20 protein-coding genes are annotated in these 22,745 nt (G+C 40.7%); 9 read left to right on the forward strand and 11 right to left on the reverse strand.

What is annotated here, in order from left to right; genetic code table 11:
* Positions 1-6: 6 nt before the first annotated feature.
* On the reverse strand, positions 7-1,218 hold the full coding sequence (locus G500_RS0114870; protein WP_027003129.1) for a GTP-binding protein: 1,212 nt from the start codon (positions 1,216-1,218) through the stop codon (positions 7-9).
* A gap of 13 nt (positions 1,219-1,231) precedes the next feature.
* Positions 1,232-1,426 carry a hypothetical protein gene (locus G500_RS0114875; RefSeq protein ID WP_027003130.1) on the reverse strand — a complete coding sequence of 65 codons (195 nt, stop codon included), beginning with the start codon at positions 1,424-1,426 and terminating at the stop codon, positions 1,232-1,234.
* Positions 1,427-2,070: 644 nt separating this feature from the next.
* Between G500_RS0114875 and G500_RS0114885 the strand changes: the two genes are divergently transcribed.
* Positions 2,071-3,588, forward strand: coding sequence for a TROVE domain-containing protein (locus G500_RS0114885; RefSeq protein ID WP_027003131.1), 1,518 nt, complete (start codon positions 2,071-2,073; stop codon positions 3,586-3,588).
* Between the two features lie 6 nt (positions 3,589-3,594).
* Here the strand turns inward: G500_RS0114885 and G500_RS26045 are convergent, their stop codons facing one another.
* Entirely contained in the window at positions 3,595-3,759 is a 165-nt protein-coding gene (locus G500_RS26045; protein ID WP_161626143.1) for a hypothetical protein, read from the reverse strand.
* Positions 3,760-3,952: 193 nt separating this feature from the next.
* Between G500_RS26045 and G500_RS23700 the strand changes: the two genes are divergently transcribed.
* Positions 3,953-4,519 (forward strand): ferritin, encoded by a 567-nt coding sequence (locus G500_RS23700; protein WP_035757624.1) that lies wholly within the window; start codon positions 3,953-3,955, stop codon positions 4,517-4,519.
* A 312-nt stretch (positions 4,520-4,831) separates the two neighbouring features.
* Here G500_RS23700 and G500_RS0114905 read toward each other — a convergent pair whose 3' ends face one another.
* The gene (locus G500_RS0114905) at positions 4,832-5,965 is read right to left on the reverse strand and encodes a hypothetical protein (protein WP_027003133.1); all 1,134 of its coding nucleotides are present in this window, start codon (positions 5,963-5,965) and stop codon (positions 4,832-4,834) included.
* 271 nt (positions 5,966-6,236) lie between these two features.
* On the opposite strand from G500_RS0114905, the gene G500_RS0114915 reads away from it, so the two are divergent.
* Both G500_RS0114915 and G500_RS0114920 read left to right on the forward strand, forming a co-directional pair.
* Entirely contained in the window at positions 6,237-6,551 is a 315-nt protein-coding gene (locus G500_RS0114915; RefSeq protein WP_027003134.1) for a YbjQ family protein, read from the forward strand.
* Between the two features lie 207 nt (positions 6,552-6,758).
* Positions 6,759-7,247: a hypothetical protein gene (locus G500_RS0114920; RefSeq protein ID WP_027003135.1), complete on the forward strand. Its 489-nt coding sequence runs from the start codon at positions 6,759-6,761 to the stop codon at positions 7,245-7,247.
* Positions 7,248-7,509: 262 nt separating this feature from the next.
* Here G500_RS0114920 and G500_RS0114925 read toward each other — a convergent pair whose 3' ends face one another.
* From G500_RS0114925 to G500_RS0114945, 5 genes are all read right to left on the reverse strand, one after another.
* Positions 7,510-8,049, reverse strand: coding sequence for a hypothetical protein (locus tag G500_RS0114925; protein WP_027003136.1), 540 nt, complete (start codon positions 8,047-8,049; stop codon positions 7,510-7,512).
* A 490-nt stretch (positions 8,050-8,539) separates the two neighbouring features.
* Positions 8,540-9,022: a hypothetical protein gene (locus G500_RS0114930; RefSeq protein WP_027003137.1), complete on the reverse strand. Its 483-nt coding sequence runs from the start codon at positions 9,020-9,022 to the stop codon at positions 8,540-8,542.
* Positions 9,019-10,329: an RHS repeat domain-containing protein gene (locus G500_RS25185; RefSeq protein ID WP_161626144.1), complete on the reverse strand. Its 1,311-nt coding sequence runs from the start codon at positions 10,327-10,329 to the stop codon at positions 9,019-9,021. Before G500_RS25185 ends, G500_RS0114930 begins: the two co-directional genes overlap by 4 nt.
* A gap of 106 nt (positions 10,330-10,435) precedes the next feature.
* Complete coding sequence (locus G500_RS0114940; protein ID WP_027003139.1) at positions 10,436-10,963, reverse strand: hypothetical protein; 528 nt, start codon at positions 10,961-10,963, stop codon at positions 10,436-10,438.
* Positions 10,964-10,965: 2 nt separating this feature from the next.
* Positions 10,966-14,067, reverse strand: a complete 3,102-nt coding sequence (locus G500_RS0114945; protein WP_027003140.1) for an RHS repeat domain-containing protein — start codon at positions 14,065-14,067, stop codon at positions 10,966-10,968.
* A gap of 238 nt (positions 14,068-14,305) precedes the next feature.
* On the opposite strand from G500_RS0114945, the gene G500_RS0114950 reads away from it, so the two are divergent.
* Positions 14,306-14,719 (forward strand): thiol-disulfide oxidoreductase DCC family protein, encoded by a 414-nt coding sequence (locus tag G500_RS0114950; protein ID WP_027003141.1) that lies wholly within the window; start codon positions 14,306-14,308, stop codon positions 14,717-14,719.
* 19 nt (positions 14,720-14,738) lie between these two features.
* On the opposite strand, the gene G500_RS0114955 is transcribed toward G500_RS0114950, so the two are convergent.
* A complete protein-coding gene (locus G500_RS0114955) occupies positions 14,739-15,896 on the reverse strand; it encodes a glycosyltransferase family 2 protein (RefSeq protein ID WP_027003142.1) in 1,158 nt (385 codons plus the stop codon).
* A gap of 107 nt (positions 15,897-16,003) precedes the next feature.
* Complete coding sequence (gene dut, locus G500_RS0114960; RefSeq protein ID WP_027003143.1) at positions 16,004-16,441, reverse strand: dUTP diphosphatase; 438 nt, start codon at positions 16,439-16,441, stop codon at positions 16,004-16,006.
* 169 nt (positions 16,442-16,610) lie between these two features.
* On the opposite strand from dut, the gene G500_RS0114965 reads away from it, so the two are divergent.
* From G500_RS0114965 to mreC, 4 genes are all read left to right on the forward strand, one after another.
* Positions 16,611-17,819, forward strand: coding sequence for a class I SAM-dependent rRNA methyltransferase (locus G500_RS0114965; RefSeq protein ID WP_027003144.1), 1,209 nt, complete (start codon positions 16,611-16,613; stop codon positions 17,817-17,819).
* A 154-nt stretch (positions 17,820-17,973) separates the two neighbouring features.
* The gene (locus tag G500_RS0114970; protein WP_161626145.1) at positions 17,974-20,043 is read left to right on the forward strand and encodes a TonB-dependent receptor; all 2,070 of its coding nucleotides are present in this window, start codon (positions 17,974-17,976) and stop codon (positions 20,041-20,043) included.
* Positions 20,044-20,352: 309 nt separating this feature from the next.
* Complete coding sequence (locus G500_RS0114975; protein ID WP_027003146.1) at positions 20,353-21,372, forward strand: rod shape-determining protein; 1,020 nt, start codon at positions 20,353-20,355, stop codon at positions 21,370-21,372.
* A 557-nt stretch (positions 21,373-21,929) separates the two neighbouring features.
* Positions 21,930-22,745, forward strand: a complete 816-nt coding sequence (gene mreC, locus G500_RS0114985; RefSeq protein ID WP_027003148.1) for a rod shape-determining protein MreC — start codon at positions 21,930-21,932, stop codon at positions 22,743-22,745.

A 22,745-nucleotide genomic window follows, 5' to 3' on the forward strand; every position in this document is an offset into this window, starting at 1 on the left:
TAAAAATTATGAGAAAATAGGGAAAGGGTCGGCAAATTTTTTCCCTGCCTGCATCGCTTTTATTTCTGCCTGATTGCATAAACAAGATTCCAATTCGGCGATAATTTGTTCTTGGTCTAAATCCTGACCAATAAAAACAATTTCATTCTGGCGGTCGCCGAAATCTTTATCCCATCTTGCCTCTATCATATCTTTGTACTCAACGAAAGAAGGGTACATCATGCGCTCGCGCAAAGGCATACTCGACCACCAAACTCCTGCACTTTCGGCTCGCAAACTGCCTCCCGCCTGCGACCAATTTAAAGCCGCTTCGGGGCGCGAAGCCAACCAAAAAAGTCCCTTACTGCGAATGATAGTAGCAGGGAAGTTTTCAGAAAGCCATGTCCAGAAACGAAGTGGGTGAAAGGGCTTTTTGTTGCGAAAGACAAAAGAGGTGATGCCATACTCTTCTGTTTCGGGCTTATGTACCCCTTTTTGCAGTTCGGCTATCCAACCTGCCGCCGAAGAAGCCTCCTCAAAGTCAAATTTATTGGTATTGAGGATTAAATTGGGGGGGATTTTGCCAAAACGACTTTCTACAATTTGCGCCTTAGCGTTCAGTTTGTGTAAGATAGTTTTGAGTGTGCCGAGTTGATGAGCATCAATTAAATCCGTTTTGTTTAAAATCAAGACATCTGCAAATTCTATTTGGTCGGTCAGAAGATTGACTATCGTGCGTGTATCTTCGGGGTCATCATTTAAGTTTCGACTCAAAACAGTATCAGCACTGCCAAAATCTTTGAAAAAATTGTAAGCATCTACTACCGTAACGAGCGTATCGAGGCGAGCAAATTGGCTCAAATCTATTCCATTTTCGGGGTCTTGGAAGGTGAAAGTCTGCGCCACAGGAATAGGCTCACTGATGCCTGTGCTTTCGATGAGCAGGTAGTCAAAACGCCCTTCTTTTGCCAAACGCTCCACTTCTTGCATCAAATCTTGGCGCAACGTGCAGCAAATACAGCCGTTGGAAAGTTCTACCAACTTTTCTTCGGTACGGCTCAAAGCATTTTGCTGCCGCACCAAATTGGCATCTATGTTCACTTCGCTCATATCATTAACAATCACTGCCACTTTCAAGCCTTCCTTGTTGTGTAGGATATGATTGAGCAAAGTCGTCTTGCCTGCGCCTAAAAAGCCGCTCAAAACGGTAACGGGGAGTTTTTTAGTAAGGAAATTCATCTATAAAAAGGTTTTAGTGGGCATTAATAATTTCGAAGTAGCGATTTTCCGATTCATGAAAGGAAATATCCGACTCGCGATACGATTTTTCCAGTCGCCTCGCCTTCATGATGCCAATTTGGGTTGCGACTTGTTTGGCACGAAAGAGGTCGTGTGCAGCCGTTAGGATAGCCATTTTTCGCGCTTTAAGCCCCAACAGTTGGCTCAATTCGTTGCTCGCCTATGGGCAAGCCCCGAAGTGGATTTGTCAAGAAGGGTTTAGAAAATTCAACAAACTTGCAAATGCAACACTATTGCAAAAGTAATCTCTATTTTTTGCATTTGCAACTCTGTTGCATAAAAAAAGATGAAAAAAATACCCATGCCACGAACTTTATGCAGTAAAATTTTGTATCTTACCCCAAAGAGTGCCGTAGTGAAGCGATACTTCGACTAAGCTTCGGGAGGTCGCAGGTTCGAATCCTGCCTCTCTGCAAAGAGAGTAGCTCAGTGGTTAGAGCGTCTTCGCTTCGCGCCTGTCGCCTCTTTTTTATTATTTTGGCATATTTTCGCAATTCTTTTGTCAATATTTGAGATATTTAAAATAAAGAGTGTCGTAGGAAAGACTTACTTCGTTCCAGGGTCGAGATTGGGGGTTCGAAGCCCTCTTGCTTTTGCAAAAAAGCAATGGTCTAATTGGCTAAGATGCGACCAGCTCGAAAGAGCCAATAGCAGTTTTTCCGCCTGTAACCTCTTTTTTTTATTTTTAATTGTGTAGAAAATCCTATTTTACATAGGCATTATACAAAAAAACATTACGCATTTTCTAATCAAATGCACTTTTTAAGCTACTTCATCTAATCTATTACTCTGATGCGATTCAACCAAAAAGCCTCAAAAAACACACCTACCAACTACGAAGGTGCGCCTGCTTATCCGCTTTCGCCTGCCTTAGAACTCTATGCGGCTACTGTTGCGACTTCTCTTTCTGATAAGTTTTATGAAAATAATGGTAAAAGGATTGCGCGTCTTGTGAGTTTGATAGGGAAAAATGACCCTCTTTTTGTGGCGCAATTAGCCGTTTATGCGCGTGAGCAGATGTATTTGCGCTCTATTCCGTTGGTCTTGGCAGTGGAATTGGCAAAGGTGCATCGGGGCGACGACTTAGTCAGCCGCTTGGTCAGCCGTGTGGTGAATCGTGCAGATGAAATTACCGAGCTATTGGCTTATTATCAGGCTTCGAATGAGCGTGCGGGTATCAAAAAATTAGGAAAACTTTCGAAACAAATTCAAAAAGGATTGGCATTAGCATTTAATAAATTTGACGAATATCAGTTTGCCAAATACAACCGCGCCACAGAAATCAAACTTCGCGACGCACTTTTCCTTTCACACCCAAAAGCCAAAGATGCAGCCCAACAAGCTATTTTCGATAAAATCACAAACAACACCCTCGAAACGCCCTACACTTGGGAAGTAGAGCTTTCTGTTTTAGGGCAGCAGTCTTTTTCAGACGAAAACGAAAAAGCAGCGGCTTTTCGCCAAAAATGGGAAGAACTCATCGATAGCAAAAAAGTAGGCTATATGGCGATTTTGCGCAACCTGCGCAACATTTTGGCTGCCCAAGTCAGTGCTGCACACTTGCAAAAAGTGGCGGATTATATCGGCAACAAAAACGCCGTATTACAGTCTAAACAATTTCCGTTTCGCTTTTTGGCGGCTTATCGCGAACTTTTGTATTCCGAATATCCGAACAAAGAAGTTTTCATTGCCGCTTTGGAGCGTGCCGCCTTATGGAGTGCCGAAAATGTGCAGGGCTTTGATGCCCAAACGCGCGTGCTTTTAGCCTGCGACGTATCTGGCTCGATGCACTGGTCTGTTTCGGAAAAAAGCGTCATTCAACAGTACGACATCGGCTTGGTCTTGGCGATGCTTCTGAAAAACCGCTGCCAAACCGTTGTTTCGGGGCTTTTTGGCAATATTTGGAAAATCATAGACCTGCCACAAACGCAAATCCTTGCCAATACCGAAGCCCTGCGCAAGCGCGAAGGCGAAGTTGGCTATTCTACAAATGGACACTTGATTCTGAAAGACTTAATTACGCGCAAAGTGGTCATGGATAAAATCCTGATTTTTACCGACTGCCAACTCTGGAACAGTCAATATACCGAAGAAAATTTGGCTACTTATTGGAATGAATACAAAAGCAAAATTGCACCAAATGCCAAACTTTATCTTTTCGACTTGGCAGGCTACGGCAGCCTCCCTTTGGAAGAAGCACAAAAAGATGTGTTTCTAATTGCAGGCTGGTCGGATAAAGTCTTTGCTATGATGGAAGCCTTAGAAGCAGGTGGCGAGGCAGTGCAGCAGATTCAAAAAATTGAACTGTAACCTATCCTACATTTGGAAAGGGCTTTTATTCAGACTGATTTTAAGTTTGGCAATTTTGAAGGTAGGCACAAACATTTGCACCAACTCATCGCTTTTTATTACGTATCTATACACAAAAGCCACTCGAAAAAGCAGTAACGTTACGTTCTGTGAAAAGCCTTGTTTTGTCAAATTCGAAACGAAATAAAATTTGGGCAGAACCCTATTTTTGGGTCTGAAAATCCTTTTTTATTTCTATCTTACAGCGGACAAGGCAATACCTTGTCCCTACGCTCGAACCTGTTTTTTAGAATTTAGCATCACTGCTCAAAAACATGGGCTTTCCTCCAAATCTGAATCCTCATCTAAACTCGATATAAATCTTATGGGAAAAGTAAAATCCTTTGTTACACTCAAAACTTCTGTTACGCCTGAAATGCAAGAGCTTATCAATCAGCAAATTAAGCTCGAAGCCGTTTCTTCGTGGGCGTATTTAGCCGCCGCCTCTTGGTGCGATAAAGAAGGCTTTGTAGGGTCAGCAGCCTATCTCTACAAGCACGCCGAAGAGGAGCGCATGCACATGATGAAGTTTTTTAACTACCTCAACAACGCAGGCGGACATGCCTTAGCTCCTGCCATCAAAGAGGTAAAATACGATTTCGAAACCCTGCGCGAAGTCTTCGAAGATGCCTTAGCGCATGAAATTAAGGTTACGCATGCCATCAACGATTTGGTAGATGCTTGTTTGAAGATGAAAGACTTTGCTACCTTCCAATTCTTGCAGTGGTTTGTGCAGGAGCAGCGCGAAGAAGAAGTTATTTCAAGACGCGCCGTCGAGCTTTTTGACATCATCGGCGAAGAAGGACAAGGCATCTGGCACATAGACAAAGCCATTGGCGAGCTGGCGGCACAAGCCGAAGCTGCCGATAGCGCGGAAGCACCTGCCGAATAAAATCTGTCTTTATCCTTCTTTATTTTAAAGATGTTGTTTTAGCGATTTTGATTCGTTTTGTTGTCTTCTTTTAAGATAAAAACCCCAAGCCAACTCTGCAAGGAGGCTTGGGGTTTTGTTTGTTATTTTTTTAAAGCCTTATTTTATCAAATTAGAAACAAAATAAAATTTGGTTTTGATACCCTCTCTTTGGGGGAGGGAAGGGTGGGGTTCATTCCTCTTTTATTTCAATCGCACTGCGGACAAGGCAATACCTTGCCCTACATTCGAACCTAATTTTTAGAATTTAACACCACTGGGCTTATCAGAAAGCTAAAAACTTCTATAAAATTGCCTCAATCGCTCGGTGGCTCTATTAAAAATAGGGTCGCAAAAGCCTACAAAGAGGTCTTGTGGGGCAGGTGGCTGTGAGGCTTTTTGTTGTAAAAGTTTGCTTTGTTCGGCTTTGAGTGCGCGTGCGTCGCCTTTAAAACTTGCCCATTCGTGTTTCCACTGAAATTCGCTTCCAATTTTATCCTGCATCAAGACGCGATTCGTTTTGGCATCTACAACGCGCAAATCCATGATACCTGTCGAGATAAGAATTTGCTCGTGGCGCGTGAAATCTGCCTGCACAAATTCGGTGACGCTTAGATTATTGACCACTTTTTTAACGCTATCTTTTAGTGTAGTTGTGTGGTTATTATTGACCATATTTCCTACCGAAAACTCGTCGAAATTCATGACCAAATACTGGTCGGGGCAGCAAATTCCCGACTGTTGCGCTTCCTGTGGGGTGAAAAACATCACAAATTCGTTGCCGCGACGGTAGTCTTCCAAAAAAGTACGCATGCGGTTTTGGAAAAAATCGGTGGTAGGCGCGAAATTATTTGGCACCCCGATAGGCTGCATCAAGACTTTCAAAGTCGCCATCATTTTGGCTTGGGGCAGCAGTTGGACAATATCTTTATAGCCACTTACCCAACCGTCAGCTTTTAGAAAATGCTCATAGGCTTGCTTTCCCGATTCGCGCGTATTGAGTTGCATCGCCTTTTTTCCTGCCTGATAGCGTGCTTCGGCGGCTTTTTCGCGTGCCTGATTTTCTTCGCTAACGTAGCTTTTGGGGTCGGAAATGATTTTGAGGGCGGCAGGGGCAGTTCGAATTTCTCTATCCAAACGGTTTATTTTATAGTAAGAATCTGCAATCTGCTCCCAATTCAAAGGATTTGAATTAACATCGGCGGTGCGCGTTTGGCGCAATAGATTTTCCAATGCCATCCAATAGCTTTGGCTTAGGGTCTGCTGTGCTTTCGTGTTGGTGGGACTACTTCTAAGGCGTTCGACGGCTTGGAGGGAGGCAGTGTAGTAGTCGCCGCGCTGCAAACTTTTTTTGCCCGACGAGCAGGCTTGAAAAAGCAAAGCCATCAAAAGGCTCATTGAAAAGATAGGTAGATACAGTTTTTTCATTTTTTTATAGGATTTTCAAAATTTAATAACATATTTTCAGACAAGATGCAAGAAAAGGTAGCGACGTTGCTGCACATCTTGGATAAATTTCGTATTTTTGAAGGGCAAAAATAAGTCCTTTTTCCTTGTTTAGTGCCGTTTCGGTGCAATTCTTTCATAAAAAGGCGATTTGACTTTGTGAATTTGCTTTCTTGCTTTTTGAAGCACGTATGAAAACGCGAAGGCTACTTTTTTCAACTATTATTCGTTTTAACTTTCTACAAGTAAAAATATGATTGTAACCACAACCGACTTTGTGCCGAGGCGCGAGGTAGTAGAAATTTTGGGCGTGGCACGTGGCAGCACCGTGCGAGCGCGAAATGTAGGACGCGATATTTTCGCAGGTCTGAAAAGTTTGGTCGGCGGCGAAATTGAAGAATACACCCAACTGCAAGCGCAGGCGCGTGAGCAGGCGATGGAGCGCATGATAAAAGATGCTTTGAGTATGGGCGCAGATGCCGTCATCAATGTACGATTGGCTACTTCTATGGTCATGCAAGGCGCGTCTGAAATTTTGGCATACGGAACGGCGGTGCGCCTTAGTTAGGCTTATCTCTCTGAAAAAAGAAGTCCTGCTTGGTTGTCTGCCTTTCGCAGGCAACTTAGGGACTTGAAAAAGGCTGAAAACCCATTATTGGACGCAGTTTGCGACTAAGCCTAACATTTAGTTCACGCTTTGGTTATTAGAACGCTATACACAACGGGGGAGCGTGAGAACTATATATTTAAAAAATAATAACATTATTAAAAAAAAATGAAAAAGAACCTATTTTTTATCTTAATATATAGTATTTCTTTTCTTGCAACGGCGCAATCTTCTGAAGATTTTATAGATAGCATGATAAATGTTCTAAATATTACTAATAAAAATTTAGATATATTCTATAATATAGAAAAAAATAAGGAAATAAAAGACAGTCTAAAAAATGCTTACTCAATAAGTATTAATCAGTCTTTATATGCAAAATCTTTACTTTATGCTATAAAAAATCATGACAAAAACATATTCACTATTAAAAACAAAAAATTATACATATCTAACAATAATAGATGCCAAATGATAGATATAGTTAAATACGATTCGCAAAGCTTAATGACATTTATCATTAATAACAAGCAAAAAATTATCGTTAAGAAAAATAAAATTTTATTTAATAATAAAAAAATAGTAAAAAAAGCAACAAAAAAACATATAAACCTGTTACTATTGTTTAGTGCAGACATAAGGCGTTTTGGATGTTAAAGCAATTCCCCGTTGGGCGTAGTCTCCGACTACGACCTATCAGTGCGGCAAATCTTAGATTTGCGTTGTAAGATACTGCAAAAATAGCAAAAAACAAATACAAAATGCTGTTTTGTCTATGTTTTAATACCAGCAGCCTTGCAAATCTAAGATTTGCTGAATTGATAAGTCTTAGTCGCAGACTAAGCCTAACATTTGGGTTATTTTTTGGGTTATGGGAACACTACGAACAACGGGGGGGTGGCATCTCTGCCTATATCGTCTATGGGGATTTCAAATCAAATACACCATCTTCTGGAATAATATATATTTTTATTGTTTTATAAAATAAACTATTGCCTTGTTCTTTTCTAATGCAAATATAAATAGCGTCTCCATAAAAAATGTATTTATTTAATGACAGTATTAGTTTGTCTTCATTGTAAAAATAAACCCCACTCATATTTCGTATAATTTTTAATTTTTTATATGTTTGCGTATAGACTGTCCTTCCCATCCCTGTTATATTTCTCCAACCTCTAGCTAAAAAGGAGTCAAATAATAGACTATCTTCATTAAATTCTATTTCTATAGAAAAAGTAGAAGTATCTTTTTTATATTGCACCACAATAGTATCAAAAATATGAGTGTTTATCACATTTTTATTTAAAAATAAATATTTTATTTTTGAATTTTCTGTTTTTATGTTCTTTATTAAAGAATCATATTTATCGTTGTACTCATAGATTCCCCAACCCGTAGTATTTTGGGCGTAAGCATCAACACAAAGTAGTAAAAACAGTACAGTTAATATATTTTTCATCGTTATTTTTTTCTTCTATTAAAACGTGGATTAGGGCTATCGTTGTAGTCAGATGTTCCGAGATGAAACATTAAAGGGCGAAATGCAGTAATTTGTAGTTGCACAATAACTTTTGAACCCTCACAGGGTTTCAATGCAACAGTGTTTCTTCCATCAGCAGGTATCACGTTAGGAAATCTTCTTGCATTTAGCCAATCTGGACTTAAAACCCCCGTTGGGCGTAGTCTCCGACTACGACCTATCAGTGCGGCAAATCTTAGATTTGCGTTGTAAGATACTGCAAAAATAGCAAAAAACAAATACAAAATGCTATTTTGTCTATGTTTTAATAGTAGCAGCCCTGCAAATCTAAGATTTGCGGAATTGATAAGTCTTAGTCGCAGACTAAGCCTAACTTTTAGTTTTGTTTTTTAATTATTGAAAAACTACGGGCAGCAAGAGGAACACTACGGACAACGGGGGTATATTTTTTATAAAATATATTTTTTAATTATTTACAGTTATTAAGTTCAAATTCTTTGTAGTATTCATTAGACTTATCATTATGATAAACTATTACTTCAATTTTGCAAAATTCTTTTTTTGAATAATACATTATTTTATAAGAATTTTTATATTTATCGCTTTTTGATAATGTATAACAATACGGAACTTTAGAATTAATAATATCTATATTTTCTACATTTTCTCTTACAACAAAAGCATTATATGATTTTGTTACATCATTTTCTACGAAAATACGTTGAGCAGTTATTGAAATAATACTATCTTTTTTATCTAAAGACTGGATTAAAACTGCATAAATATTTTTATCTAAGTCTGATAAATGTACTACTATCTTTACTAAATTAGTATCTTTTTTATGCATATTTATTTCTATTTCCTCAACAAAGTTAAAGGGAGATTCCGTTTGTGAGAAGATGCTTCCTATAAAACAGAAACACAGTAGAGATATAAAGATAAATTTTTTCATTTTCTTTTTTTAATTTTAGAAGAATTTGAAGAATAAACTTTTTGATTTTCTATGCGTACATTTTGCTCAGTTTGATAATCTTGTTTTATTTCATAAGTGTTTAATGGTTTAGGTTTAAAAAATTGTTCTTTTGTTTTTCTAAAATTGTATTCAGATAAAGCGTTATTAAGCAAATCTACTGGATAGATAGGGTCATCTCCTAAACTAATTTTCTCTTTGTTTTTAAATAGAAAAAAATCCGTAGTTCCTGTATTACCAAGCTTATATCCAAGATTGGGTAGAGCCTGAGAAACTTGACAGGCTTCAACTTTGTTTGTTGTCCTTCTGGCTGCAATAACAGGTATTTTTAATAAGTTCGCCATAGACTCTGCTATTGAAGATTGATAGAATGTATTTTCAGTTCCTGCGTTACAGCCTGAAATAAAACATAAAGATTCTTTTGTAAATGGTAATTCTTGATTAAAGGCTTTGTTTACAATATTTACAAGCTTTAACCTACCTCCATTATTATCGTTACCGTCTATACCAAAAAGTCTATCGGTACTACCATGTGAGTTTATCATGACAAAAACAACATCTTCTTTGCAATTTTCTAAGTAACTCAGTATTATTTCTTCTACACTATTGCTATTCATATCTATTGGTATATGTTGTACAACATCTGGAAATTGACGCTCCATCTCAGTACCCATGTAGTGAGTATCCTTCCCAATGGTAAATACAAATGCTTTCTCTAAACCATCTAAATCAATGCTTCTGATAACATCATTTTCTGCAAAACAATAAGTAGAGTTCCATGGATATTCAGATGCCAGCGGGTCTACCCTATCAAACCTTTTATAAACGGTCTGATAATCTCTAAAACCGTAGTCTTGCCAGCCTGTGGTGGGGTCGGTTTCTTTGCCGTTGAAGGTGTGGCGGGGGGCGGAGGTGGTGTTTCTGCCTTGCATGATGGCACCGTAGGCGAGGTAGTCTTGTGCAGAAATTACCCTATTTTGATAACTATTTGTAGCGGCATTGCCCTCTTTATTATCTGAAATAGACACCAAGACATTGCCTAAGTGATTGACTAAATCGTATTGTTTTTTACCTAAAACACGATTTTTCTTCTTGTTTTCCTTGCCTTTGAGCGCACCCAAACGAGCCGAACCATAGATATTTAACTCCTCTAATTCATTATTTTTGTAAATCGCTAATACATTACCCGTCGCATCACGCAAGTAGTGCGTCCGCTCTATTTGCACAAAGGGATTGCCTTCGCTATCTAAAGCGTTGATTTTGACCTTACTATAAATGCGTTTGTTCATGGCATCATATTGATAAGTAACCTCGTCGCCGTTGTCTTTGACGACCCGTTGGCGTTTGTGGTAGGCAGTCCAAGTAATGTTTTGTACGCATATTAAGTTTTTTTTGTTATATTTCAATATTTTTATTTTGCAGTAAAATTTTATATTTTTTATTTTTTTTATTTGTCCAAATATCTCTTATTTTTATACTATGTTCATTATAATGTACTAATTTATTTGAACTATTTTCTAACAAATAAATAAAATTTTCTTTTTTCATTTTATTAATATTATAAATTTCTTCATAGGCATCATACTTTTTCATAAATTCTATATTTTTTTGTATTTTTTCAATATTCATTAGTTTTATTTCTATAAAAGGAGTGTATTCACTTATATCTTGAAACTCCATCCAATTGTAAGCTCTTTCTATTCTTATTAAATCCATAAGAAACTCCTCCTTTACCTCCAGTGAACCATTTATTGCAAAAAGAGGAGCAATTATATAATCAAATCCATGAAATACGCAGTACCCATCATCTCTTGTTTTGTGTTTTCCAAAAATAGTTAGCTCTAAGCAAAAGACAGAATTTGGAAGTGGATATTTAGTATGCACTTCTACAGATAATTTTTTAGGAAGTTTTATTTTTTTCATTGTTAATTAGGATTTATAATGTCTACTTTTCTAACAGTATTGTTGAAATCGGGTATTGCTCCAACAGGGACACTCAAGGCATCTTGTCCATCTAGTTGTTGTAGCTGCACACTATTTCTCATTTTTTCAAACTCTGGTTTTGATATTTTTACTTCTAATAAGACTTGCGTATTATTTCCATGAACCGGTGTTTCTTTCATTCTTTTTATAGCATCCTCATAGTTCAAATCAAATTGCTTAGGAAATAAACTTGGATTAGGTGCAAATCCAGATATTTTTTTTATAGAACCAAGTTCTACTAAATCAACAGAGCGATAAACAGTCATCAGTTCTTCTCCTTCTTTTACTTTATTTACAATATTTTGTGTTTTTACTGCTTGCAAAAGTTGTTTCCCGCCCTGCCCTGCCACCGTACCCTTCGACTGTGTTTTAGCAAAAAGAGTAGTAGGGCTTGACAAACCTTTTCCAGCTTTAAAACCAAACACAGACATAAGGTCAAAGCCATCATTGAGCGTGTTTTCAGCAAATTCGCTAAATGTAGAAGACTTTACTTGTACAAGCTGATATTTACCATTTTGTATTCTATACCTGAAAGGAAGTCCAAGCCCCATATTGACTACATTCCTAGCAGAATACCAACTATCTTGAACCGTTGCACCGATTGCGAGAGTCAGTTCTAATAGCATATCATTTCTATCATTTTCATTAATGATATGCTCCTCCAACCCATCCAAATCAATCGCCTGAATAACTTTATTCCCTGCAAACTGATAAGGCGTATACCAGGGATACTCGTGTGTCAGCGGGTCAACACTCGTAAATCGTCGTGTGAGCTTGTCAAAGTGCCTGAAACCGTAGTCTTGCCAACCTAAAATATCGTCGTCTTCTTTGCCGTTGAACGAAAAACGGTACTTTTGAGCTTGCGGATTGTGGTAACTTTCAGAGGCTAATCCATACGCTAAATAGTGTGTTTCTGAAATTACATTTGTTTCATAACTTGCGCCTACTTTGCGTTTGTTGTCTGTAATGACGGCTAAAACGTTGCCTAAGTGGTTAGAAAGTTCGTAATTTTTTCTACCCAAAAGACGAACTTTTTTCGTTTGCTGTCCCAAAACAACGCCCAAACGAGAAGAACCATAGAGATTATGCTCCTTCAAAATCGTTTCGCCTTCTACCCTAACAAGCTGACTATCAGCATTATCAGGGTCAGAAAGTTGAAAGGTATCGGTTTTTTCATACACCGCCAAGACGTTTCCGACGGCATCACGCACATAATACGTATGGCGCACATGCGAGTTAGGGTCTTCATAAGTCTGTTTAACTTTATTATTCAGACCGTCATAATGATAAACTACTTTTTTACCATTATTCTTAATCGCCTCACGTGGCTTGTTGTAACTTGTCCAAGAAATTTGGTTTAAATTTCTATGCAAGTCTTGAATTTGATTGCCTATCGCATCGTACTGATAATTCCCCGCACTTTGATTCGGCAAATCAAACCCAGCGAATATTTCGCCGTATTGGTCGGCAATATACGAAAGTTTGTTGGAATTTGCAAAATAATGGTAGGTAGCATTATCAACTTCTGTACCATTTGCATCATTTAGGGTGCAGTTTAGGATATTTCCGTTGCCATCGAAGGCGAAGGTTTCACGAAACTTTTGCGCCGCTCCCAGCGTCTGCGCCGACTTGATACGGTTGAGTTGGTCGTAGCGATATTGGCGGGTTTGCAGCCCCAAAGTCCCTTTTAAGTCCGTCGTCATCGCCGCTATATTGCCATTATAGAGGCTGGTGTAGCCTGTGGTAGCGAAGGTTTGGGTGCTGTTAATTGCCTTGTAGTCGCCTTGGAAGTAGTCTAAGGAGAAGGCGAAAGCATCGGCGTTGACGTGCTTGTACTGCGTGTTGGCGACCGCATCTCTGCCTATGTCGTCACCTAAGGGGTTGTTCACGCCTTTGAGCCATCCCTGCAAGGTATAAAAATAATCCAATCCTTGCACCTTATATTCGCCAAGTTCTACCCTTGCCAAACTACCATGCGCATAGTATCGGTATAGTGCCTCTTCGTTCCAGAGCCAGTTATCTACGGAAGTCTTGACGCTAATGAGCCTATTATCAGCATCATAGCGGTAGCGGTGGTAAAAAGCATCAGCTTTTCCGTCTTGGTATTTTACTTTATTAACCTTTCCTGCAATCAAATCATACTCGTAATCTACACGCTTTTGTGCCTCCACTTGCAGCGTCTGCACCTGCCAATTCGGGAAACTGCCCCTGACAATTTGCTCCTCCTCTTGCAGCTCTGGCACTTTCTGCCAAAGGGTCTTCACGTTCCCATGCACGTCATAAGAGTACGTGCTGCGGCTCGAAACGGTTTGTCCGTCCTCTTTCACCGATACCGACGACACTCTGCCCCTCAAAAATGTTTGTGGTAACCCTTCGGTCTGTGCCGTTGGGTAGTCGTATAGGGTCTGTGTGAGTTCTGTTTTGTTCTGCGCGTTGGTAGGGAAAGCGGGATTTTCTACCGCCGTAAGCAACTGGTTTTGAGTTAGTTGTGTGTGTAGCACGCCGACTTCTACGATACGGCTCTGCTGGTCGTATCGAGTGAAGGCGTACTTGTCTTCGAGCTTTTGCTGTGCATTTTGCGAGAGCCGCAGTTGTCCGTTTTGGTCGTATAGGAAAGTGGTTTTTCCTGCGTCTGGTGTTTCTTGTTGTGTGGGCTGCCCTAAGGTGTTGTAAGCATAGCGGGTTTTGAGTAGGTGCTGTGGCTCTACGGGGTTTTGCGCATAGTTTTGTGCTTGTGCATCGGTTAGCGGCTGCACGCCTGCGGGCGGTACGGTCTGCACCAAGGAACCCGCTTGGTCGTAGTAGTAGAGGGTATAGTGGTACTCGTCGGGTGTGTATCGTAGGGTAAAGGTTTCGGTTAGGTTTTGTAGGCAGTGCTGTGCATATAGTTTCTGCCATTCTGAGCGGAGTTGATTTTTTGTCTGCTCGGTTAAGATGGCAATAATGTCTGTTGTGGTTTGCTGCTGATATAGGGTTTGCTCTTCTTGCAGTAGGTCTTGGTCTAATGCGTTGTAGTTGTCCTGTGTTTGCGTAGCCCCCTGCAAATCGATTTGATTCTGTGGAGGTAACGTGAAAAATCCTCTGTTGTAGAAAAATAGACTTTTTCTAATTTGAAGTTGTCTTTTTTTTGTTCAAAAATCACGTTGTAGGAAATCTTCTAAGCGGCTAATTTCGGTGGAATTGATATAAAAAACGTTTTGTTATTTTTGCATCAGCTTGGGCAAAACATTTTCCGCATAGGCACGTTTTGAAAGTAGAACTTAGGTCAATTTATTTTGTAAGATGAGCGCGTTAAACCCTGCCGATACGATTGTTTTTTTTGATGGTGTTTGTAATCTCTGCAATGGAGCAGTCAATTTTATTATAGACCGCAACCCCTCTGGTTCGTTGCGTTTTGCTTCGCTACAATCAGATTTAGGCAAACAACTACTTGATAGTCAAGGACTTGACACAAAATCGTATAGCAGTCTGATTTTATATGAAAATGGGACGGTGTACCGCCGCTCTACGGCAGCTCTGCGTATTGCCTCACATCTTTCTGGAATTTGGTCTTGGGCGCGTGTCTTTTTAGCCGTTCCACCTTTTCTCCGCGATGGCGTATATGACCTAATTGCACGCAACCGTTACCGTTGGTTTGGCAAAACTGACGCTTGTCGCTTGCCCACTCCCGAACTTAGGGTTCGTTTTTTGGGGTAGTCTTTTGTTTTTAGCTTTCTTATCTTTTTATGATAAAAAGCTCTATTTTTTCTCTTGGTTTTACTTCTAAAAAATAATCTAAAATTCTACTTTCGTTTTCTACTAAAAAAAAGTAGAGAAAATCGCGCACTTTCAGAAAATCTATCATTTCGGTTTCAAAAGGAAGTGCCTCTGTAATGCGGTAGGAAATTTTATATTGTGAAGCCTTTTTATTAAAAAAATTGAGCATTTTTCCCACTTTAGAAGCCCCTTCCTGCCCTATCCATTCAAATTTTTGTGCGACATGTAAGGCTTCACCGCTTTTGAGATTTTCAAACAAGTTAAAAAATTTGATGGTATCATAAGCAAAGGGTACTTCAAACTTAAAGTTTTGATAAGATAAGCCTTCTATTTTCGATTGTGTTATGTTTTCTAATTTCCGCAACGGGCTTAGACTTTCCAGCTCATTTTTAGGCAAATAATATCTTTCTGTTTTTTGTGTTGTTTTTAAAGTTCTCCTTTTCATAAAATCATACCAATTTTTGGGCATTATATCGAGCAAGGTATTCGAAAGATGCCACTGATGCACGCCATAGACCTCATCTAAGGGCATTTTGAAAGGTTTGTAACCAACTTTTTGTATGCGTTGGTTCATTTCTGCATCTTCAATGCCCCAAACTTTAAAGTATTCGTCGTAATATGCCGCTTTTAGAAAGGCAACTTTGGGAGCAGCCATCAAACCTGTTTCTGTCAGGGTTTCGGAAGTGTGTCTAAAAGGTTGTGCTTTTGTAAAATTTAGTGTATCATAATCGCCAAACTCCTTTGGTGCGAAATAGCAATGATATAAAACTTGCGTTTGTTCGTCTATGTATTTTTTTATTTTTTCTAAAAAAAAGTCGGGATAGATTAAATCTACATCTACCATGACGATATATTTGCCCTGTGCCAAATCCAAACCCAAATTATTGGCATGCGAGCGACACCAAAGCCACCCGCGCGTAGGCGCGTAGGCGTAACGGATACGCAATTGCGTGGCAATAAAAGCAGCTAAGGGCTGCCGAAATTGCTCCTGACTGCCATAATCTACAAAACAAATTTCATAACGGCTTGTCGTTTTCTGGTTCAGAAGCGAGCCTAAGCAGCGTTTGACCGCCTCTACTTCCCTATCGCGATAGGTAATGACAAAGGAAAAATCCATTTTTGGGGTTCAAAATAATGAAAAATTGTTTTTATAGCAGCCCTTCAAAATTTTCTATGCTTTATTAAGAAAATTGAGCGACAGAATAAAGTAGGATAAGACCAAAATCACTTTCCCGTACTTCCAAATCCGCCACTGCCGCGTTCGGTATTGGAAAGGCTTTCGGCTGCCTGCCACAACACACGCTCATGAGAAGTTACGACCATTTGTGCAATCCGCATGCCATCTTCTACCATAAAAGTTTCTTGTGAGAGATTGACCAAAGGCACACAAATTTCACCGCGATAATCCGCATCTATCGTCCCGACAGCATTGATAAGGCTAATGCCATGTTTTATCGCCAAGCCACTACGGGGGCGAACCTGTGCCTCGTATCCTTCGGGCAGCTCGATAAATAAGCCCGTAGGAATAAGTTTGCGCTCGAAAGGAGCTAAGGCAATACTACCCAAGGGCAGATGCGCACACAAGTCCATGCCTGCCGAAAGAGGCGTTTGGTACTGTGGCAATGCCTTCGTAGAAGTGTTGATGATTTTGACCGTAAGCATATTGAAAAAGGGAAAAAAAACAGACAAAGACAAACAAAGGTAAGAAAAAATAAAACCCCTCGAAAAAAAATGCCCCCACAAACCCAAATGTAACGCCTAAACCGTAACTTTGCACACTACTTGTCATCGATTTGGGGTAAAACAACACGCCCCATTTTACAACTTACTTATGGATTATCCTATTCTTGTTTTAAAAGAAGGCAGAGAAAAATCTCTCCTCCAACGCCACCCTTGGGTATTTTCGGGGGCAGTACAAAAGATGCCCAAAAAAGCCAACAACGGCGACATCATTCAAGTACAAGACCACAAAGGACGCGCCGTAGGATATGCCTTTTACGACCCCAGCAGCCAAATCACAGCCCGCGTCTTTGCCTTTACACAAACAGCACACGACCCTCCCCTGCACATAGACGAGGCTTTTTGGGAAGCAAAAGTACAACAGGCTTTTGATTTAAGACAACAACACCTCAACTTTGAAACTACAAATGCCTATCGCCTCCTCCATGCCGAAGGCGATTTCCTGCCCGGTATTATCGCTGATGCCTATGACAAGGTCTTGGTCGTGCAGCTACTCATCAAAGGGACAGAGCTTATTTTTCCTACCTTAGAGAAAATTTTTAGAAAGTTGGGCTTTTCCTACATTTTTTTAAATGTAAAAGAAAATGTCAAGCACTTAGAGCAATTAGAACTTCCAAAGGGTTGGGTAGGCGATACGCCCAAATTGCCTATTATCGTGAAAGAAAACAACCTGCTTTTTGAAATAGACATAGAAAACGGACAAAAAACAGGCTTCTTTTTAGACCAAAGAGAAAATCGCGCCCTTTTAGGCACGTACAGTGCCAATAAAAGTGTCCTCAATTGTTTTAGCTATACAGGAGGTTTTAGCGTCTATGCCTTAGCCGCAGGTGCAAAAAAAGTGGATTCGGTAGATATTTCTAAAACCGCAACCGCCATCTGTGAGCAAGTAATCAAACTAAATTTTGAGCCTCAAGACGACAAACTGACGCGCCACAAAGCCATTGCAGCCGATTGTTTTGACTACCTAAAAGCCCTGCCTGCCGAAAGTTATGATGTTATTATTTTAGACCCTCCTGCCTTTGCCAAATCGAAAAAAGCGGTACAAAGGGCAGCGCGTGGCTATGTAAGCCTCAATGAGTTGGGTTTTAAAAAGGTCAAAAAAGGCGGCATTGTCTTTACTTTCTCTTGTTCGGGTAGTGTAGATAGGGATTTGTTCCGCAAGATGGTCTTTTCCGCCGCCGCCGCTGCCAAAAGAGAAGTCCGCATTATTGCACAACTCACGCAGCCATTAGACCACCCCGTCAATATTTATCACCCAGAGGGCGAGTACCTCAAAGGATTAGTTTTGTATGTGGAATAACAAAGTCTGTAAAGTCTTGCGGCAGGTAGTCAGCATATTGAATAGCGTTTCCGAACCCCCACCCTTCCCTCCCCCCAAGGGGGAGAGTTTGAAAATAAAATCTCTTTTTTTGCATTTATGCGAAAAAAAAGATGCGAAATTAAAGCCCCTCCCTATGGGGGAGGGGTTTGGGGTGGGGTACAATTTCCACTTTCTCACTATCTTTTTTTTCCTGTGCTTTTTTTTAGAAAACACAGCAAAAGCGCAGCAAGATTCGACCCTGCTGCCCGAAATTTCCATCGAGGCAAGTCCGATTGCGCCACTCGATTTGGGCTTCAAAAGCCAATCTTTCGATTCGGCTACCCTTGCGCGTATGGCGCAACTCTCTCTTTCTGAACTGCTAACGCGCCAAACGCCTATTTTTTTGAAGTTCTATGGCGTAGGAGGCTTGGCTACGCCTGCCTTTCGTGGCACAGGGGCAGGTCATACGCAAGTTTTTTGGAATGACATTCCGATAGCCTCGCCTATGTTGGGGCAGGTAGATTTTTCACTCTTTCCGATTGCACTAACCGACAAGGTACGCATAGACTACGGCGGCGCAAGTTTGCAAAGTGGCGAAGGAGGGTTTGGTGGAGCTATTCACCTGCAAAATCAGATACAAAATCCTTTGAGCAGTGAAGAAAAAGACTCTGAAAATGCGTTTTTAAAACAAATCTTACTTTTGCAAAGTGTGGGTAGTTTTCAAACCTATAAGACCCATTTTCTTAGCCAAATAGGAACAAAAAGATGGCAGAGCCTCACGCGCCTTTTTTTCAAAAGGGCGGAAAATGATTTTCCCTTTCGCTTTGCAGGCACGAAACGGCGACAACAAAATGCTGCCCTTGTGCAGGGCGGACTTTTGCAGGAGCTTTATTTTTTCATCAATGCGCGAGAGCAAATAGCCCTACGCCTTTGGTGGCAAAAATCGGATAGAGAGCTTCCTCCCCCGCTTACGGTGAGCAGAAACGCCGAATTTCAACAAGACCAAGCCCTGCGGCTGAATTTTAGTTATGAAAGGCAAAATCTGAACAGCAAAATTTTATTTCATAGTGCTTTTTTACAAGATAAGTTACTTTATCAGAATAAAATTTCAAATGTTGTTTCGGAAAGCCGTACCCAAACTTGGGTAGGAAAAGTTAGTTGGCAGGCACAGCCCAAAGGCGTTTTGCGTTCCCTCTTTCCGTTTCAAAGTCTTTTTTTAGAAAATAGCCTGCAAGTCAAGCACGACCAAGCCCAAACTACTTCATACAAAGAAAGGGCAAGCCAAACGCAATACAATTTTTTTACAAACATAGAATGGCAGCCACAAGATTTTTGGGGCATCAAATTTTTGCTAAGACAGACCTTTTGGCAGACAAACCAAAATAGAAGCCTGATAGATAGCACTTTACAAAATAATCCTTCGCCAAGCCAAAACGAATACGCACCACTTCTGCCTGTATTGGGTCTGAATTTTAACCTTTCTGCTCAAATGATTTTAAAGGCAAATATGAGTAGGAATTTTCGCTTTCCCACTCTCAACGATAGATTTTGGTTTCCCGTAGGAAATCCAAACCTTAGACCTGAAAAGGGTTGGCAGCAAGAGTTGAGTCTGATTTGGCGCAACTCTTCTACCTCAAAAAATAACAAAGAGAAGTGGCAGGTAGAATTTGAAACTACTTTTTTTCGCGCCAAAATAGAAGACTGGATACTTTGGTCGCCTGCCATTGCGGGCTATTGGCGACCCGAAAACTTGCGAAGGGTACGCGCTTTGGGCGTAGAATCTAATGTAAGGTTTTCAAAAAAATGGACAAAAGATGCACATTTAGAGCTTTTTCTAACACAATCTTACACTGAAACGATAAATCGCTCCGCGCTCAATGCCAGTGATGCTTCTTTTGGCAAACAGCTCATTTATGTACCACTTTGGAGTCAGAAAAGTACGCTTTCTTTGTATCACAAAAAGAGCAATTACATCTTAGAAACACAATATTTTAGCCGCAGATTTACGACAAGCAGCAACTCACAATTTTTACCTTATTATTGGCTATTCAATCTGGGTTATCAGCAAGAGTGGCGATTTGGCTTTTTTTCTGGTTCAAAAAAACAATCTTTATTTTTGCAGGTTAGGATAGACAACGTATTAAATTTTCAATACCAATCTATCGCGCTTTATCCGATGGCAGGCAGGCAGTTGGAGTTGAGTTTGCGCTGGGCTTTGAAATAAAATAAGAGGCGTGCAAATGCAAAAAAAACATAAAAGGATTTTAAAATAGGCTTAGGTACTGAAAAAGAGTAGAGAAAAAGCGAAATATTTGCTTAGGGTTCGTTTTTTTTGCCTAATTTTGTTGTCTTAAACGCACAGTTGCCTTCCCCTTGATGATTTTGAGCGTGCTTGTTAGGCAAGCGACGCGAAGGGAAAAAACAATACCTGCGCTTCCGCGATTTTTCGTGCAGCATACCGAATACTGTGCGAAATAGGCAAAGTAGCAAATTCAACTATTTACTCAAATTATAGCCTTTTCGCCCTTTCCAGATGGGACTTTTCGATATCTTCACCAGCGACATTGCCATAGACTTAGGTACGGCAAATACGCTCATTATACACAAAGGAAAAATCGTCGTCGATGAGCCGTCTATCATTGCCTTGCACAAACGTACAGGCAAGGTGATGGCAATCGGTAGGCAGGCGATGCAAATGCATGAAAAGACGCACGAAGACATTAAAACCATTCGCCCACTGCGCGATGGAGTCATCGCCGACTTTGATGCTGCCCAGCAAATGATTAAGGGACTTATCAAGATGATAGACATCGGCAAGATGAGCCTCTCGAAAGTGATTGTCATTTGTATTCCTTCGGGCATTACAGAGGTTGAAAAACGCGCCGTAAAAGAATCTGCCGAGCAAGCAGGTGCCAAGACGGTTTATATGATAAAAGAGCCGATTGCGGCTGCCATTGGTATTGGCATCGATATAGAGCAGCCTGTGGGTTCGATGATTGTCGATATTGGCGGTGGCACAACCGAAATCGCCGTTATTGCGCTTTCGGGTATTGTCTGCGACCAGTCTATTCGCACAGCAGGCGACGTTTTCAACCGCGATATTTTAGACTATATGCGTCGCCAACATAACTTGCTTATTGGCGAGCGTTCTGCCGAGCGCGTCAAGATAGAAGTAGGAGCGGCGATGTCGGAATTGGAAAGCCCTCCTGATGATTTTGACATTCGTGGGCGCGACTTGATGACGGGTATTCCCAAAGTGGTCAAGGTTTCATATAGCGAAATTGCTTTTGCCATCGATAAATCCGTTTCTAAGATAGAAGAAGCCGTTTTGAAAGCCTTAGAAATTACGCCTCCAGAATTGGCGGCGGATATTTACGAACAGGGCATCTACCTCACAGGTGGCGGCGCACTTTTGCGTGGTTTAGACAAACGTTTGAGCCTCAAGACTAAATTGCCGATTCATATTGCAGAAGACCCCCTACGTGCTGTTGTGCGTGGTACAGGGATTGCCCTTTCTAATGTAGAACGCTACCGTTCGGTCTTATTAGACTAAGGATAGAAACGAGCGAATAGGCACGAAGGCTTTTTGCTGCAAGGGCAGAGGTCTTCGTGTTTTAATTTCTCTGTTTTCAGCGTTGTTACAACGGTCAGAAAGTCAAAAAAACGGGGTTTGGTGCTTCGTTCAAGCCTCCTGAACCCCCACCCTGCCCCAGTAATGTTAAGTTCTGTAAAAAATCTTGTTTTGTCAAATTTGACACGAAATAAAATTTGGACTGAACCCATTTTGGGGTCTGAAAATCCTTTTTTATTTCAATCTCACTTCGGACAAGGCAATGCCTTGTCCCTACATTTGCATTTGATTTTTAGAATTTAACATCACTGCCGTTATGGAAGGGTTCGAAAGACAAATCATTTTTTTATGCGAGCATAAAAAAATGATACCGCATAAAAGCCCCGCCCTATGGGGGCGGGGTTTGGGGTGGGGTGCATTTAAGGCTTTTATCGTTGTAACAATGCCTCTGTTTTCTTGATTTGTCTGTGTTTTAATTCCATTTGTGTTCTAATTTCTCTGCGTTCTAATTTCCTTGTGTTTTAATTTTCCTGTGCCGCATGCAGCAGCTCATACTCCTTTTAGTACGGTTTAAAAACCTACTACTTTTCCTTTTTTTGGAATTGCTGTGTCTGATTTTGGTGGTACAAAACAACCATTATCAACGGACAGTCTTTGCCTCCTCTGCCAATGTAGTGGTAGGCTCATTCTTGGAAGCCTCCCAATGGGTAACGCATCGCTGGAATTTAGAGCCTGAAAATGCGCGTTTGGTAGCTGAAAATGCACGCCTAAGAGCGGCTTTATCTAATAAGCAAGCCTTTGCCGAATCTGCCGACAGCCTGCGCCTGACGCAATACGAGTACATTCCTGCCAAAGTGGTGAAGAACTCCCTATTTTTGGAACACAACTATCTGACCCTAAACAAAGGGCGGCGACATGGCATCAAAGAAAACATGGGCGTTGTTTCTACCGAAGGAATTATCGGGAAGGTAGAATTGGTATCTGAAAACTACGCCACTGTGCGCTCGCTTTTGCACCTCAATAACGAAGTTTCGGCAGCCATCAAGCGCAATCAGGTCTTTGGTGGTATCCGTTGGGACGGCAAATCCTACCAACACACGCTTTTGGAAGAAACTACCATTTCCGCCGACATCATCAAAGGCGATACCGTCGTTACTTCGGCGTTCAACTCTATCTTTCCGCCTAATTTAACCATTGGTTATGTAGAAAGCATCGAGCGCAGCCCGATACGCACCTTCAATATTGTTCGCGTCCGATTGGCAAGTGATTTCAGCGACCTTTCCTATGTCTATGTCATTCGCAACTATTTCCAAACCGAACAGAAAACATTGGAAAGCCAGCAGCAGGCGCAATAA

It is taken from the genome of Hugenholtzia roseola DSM 9546 (assembly GCF_000422585.1).
Taxonomy (GTDB): Bacteria; Bacteroidota; Bacteroidia; order Cytophagales; family Bernardetiaceae; genus Hugenholtzia; species Hugenholtzia roseola.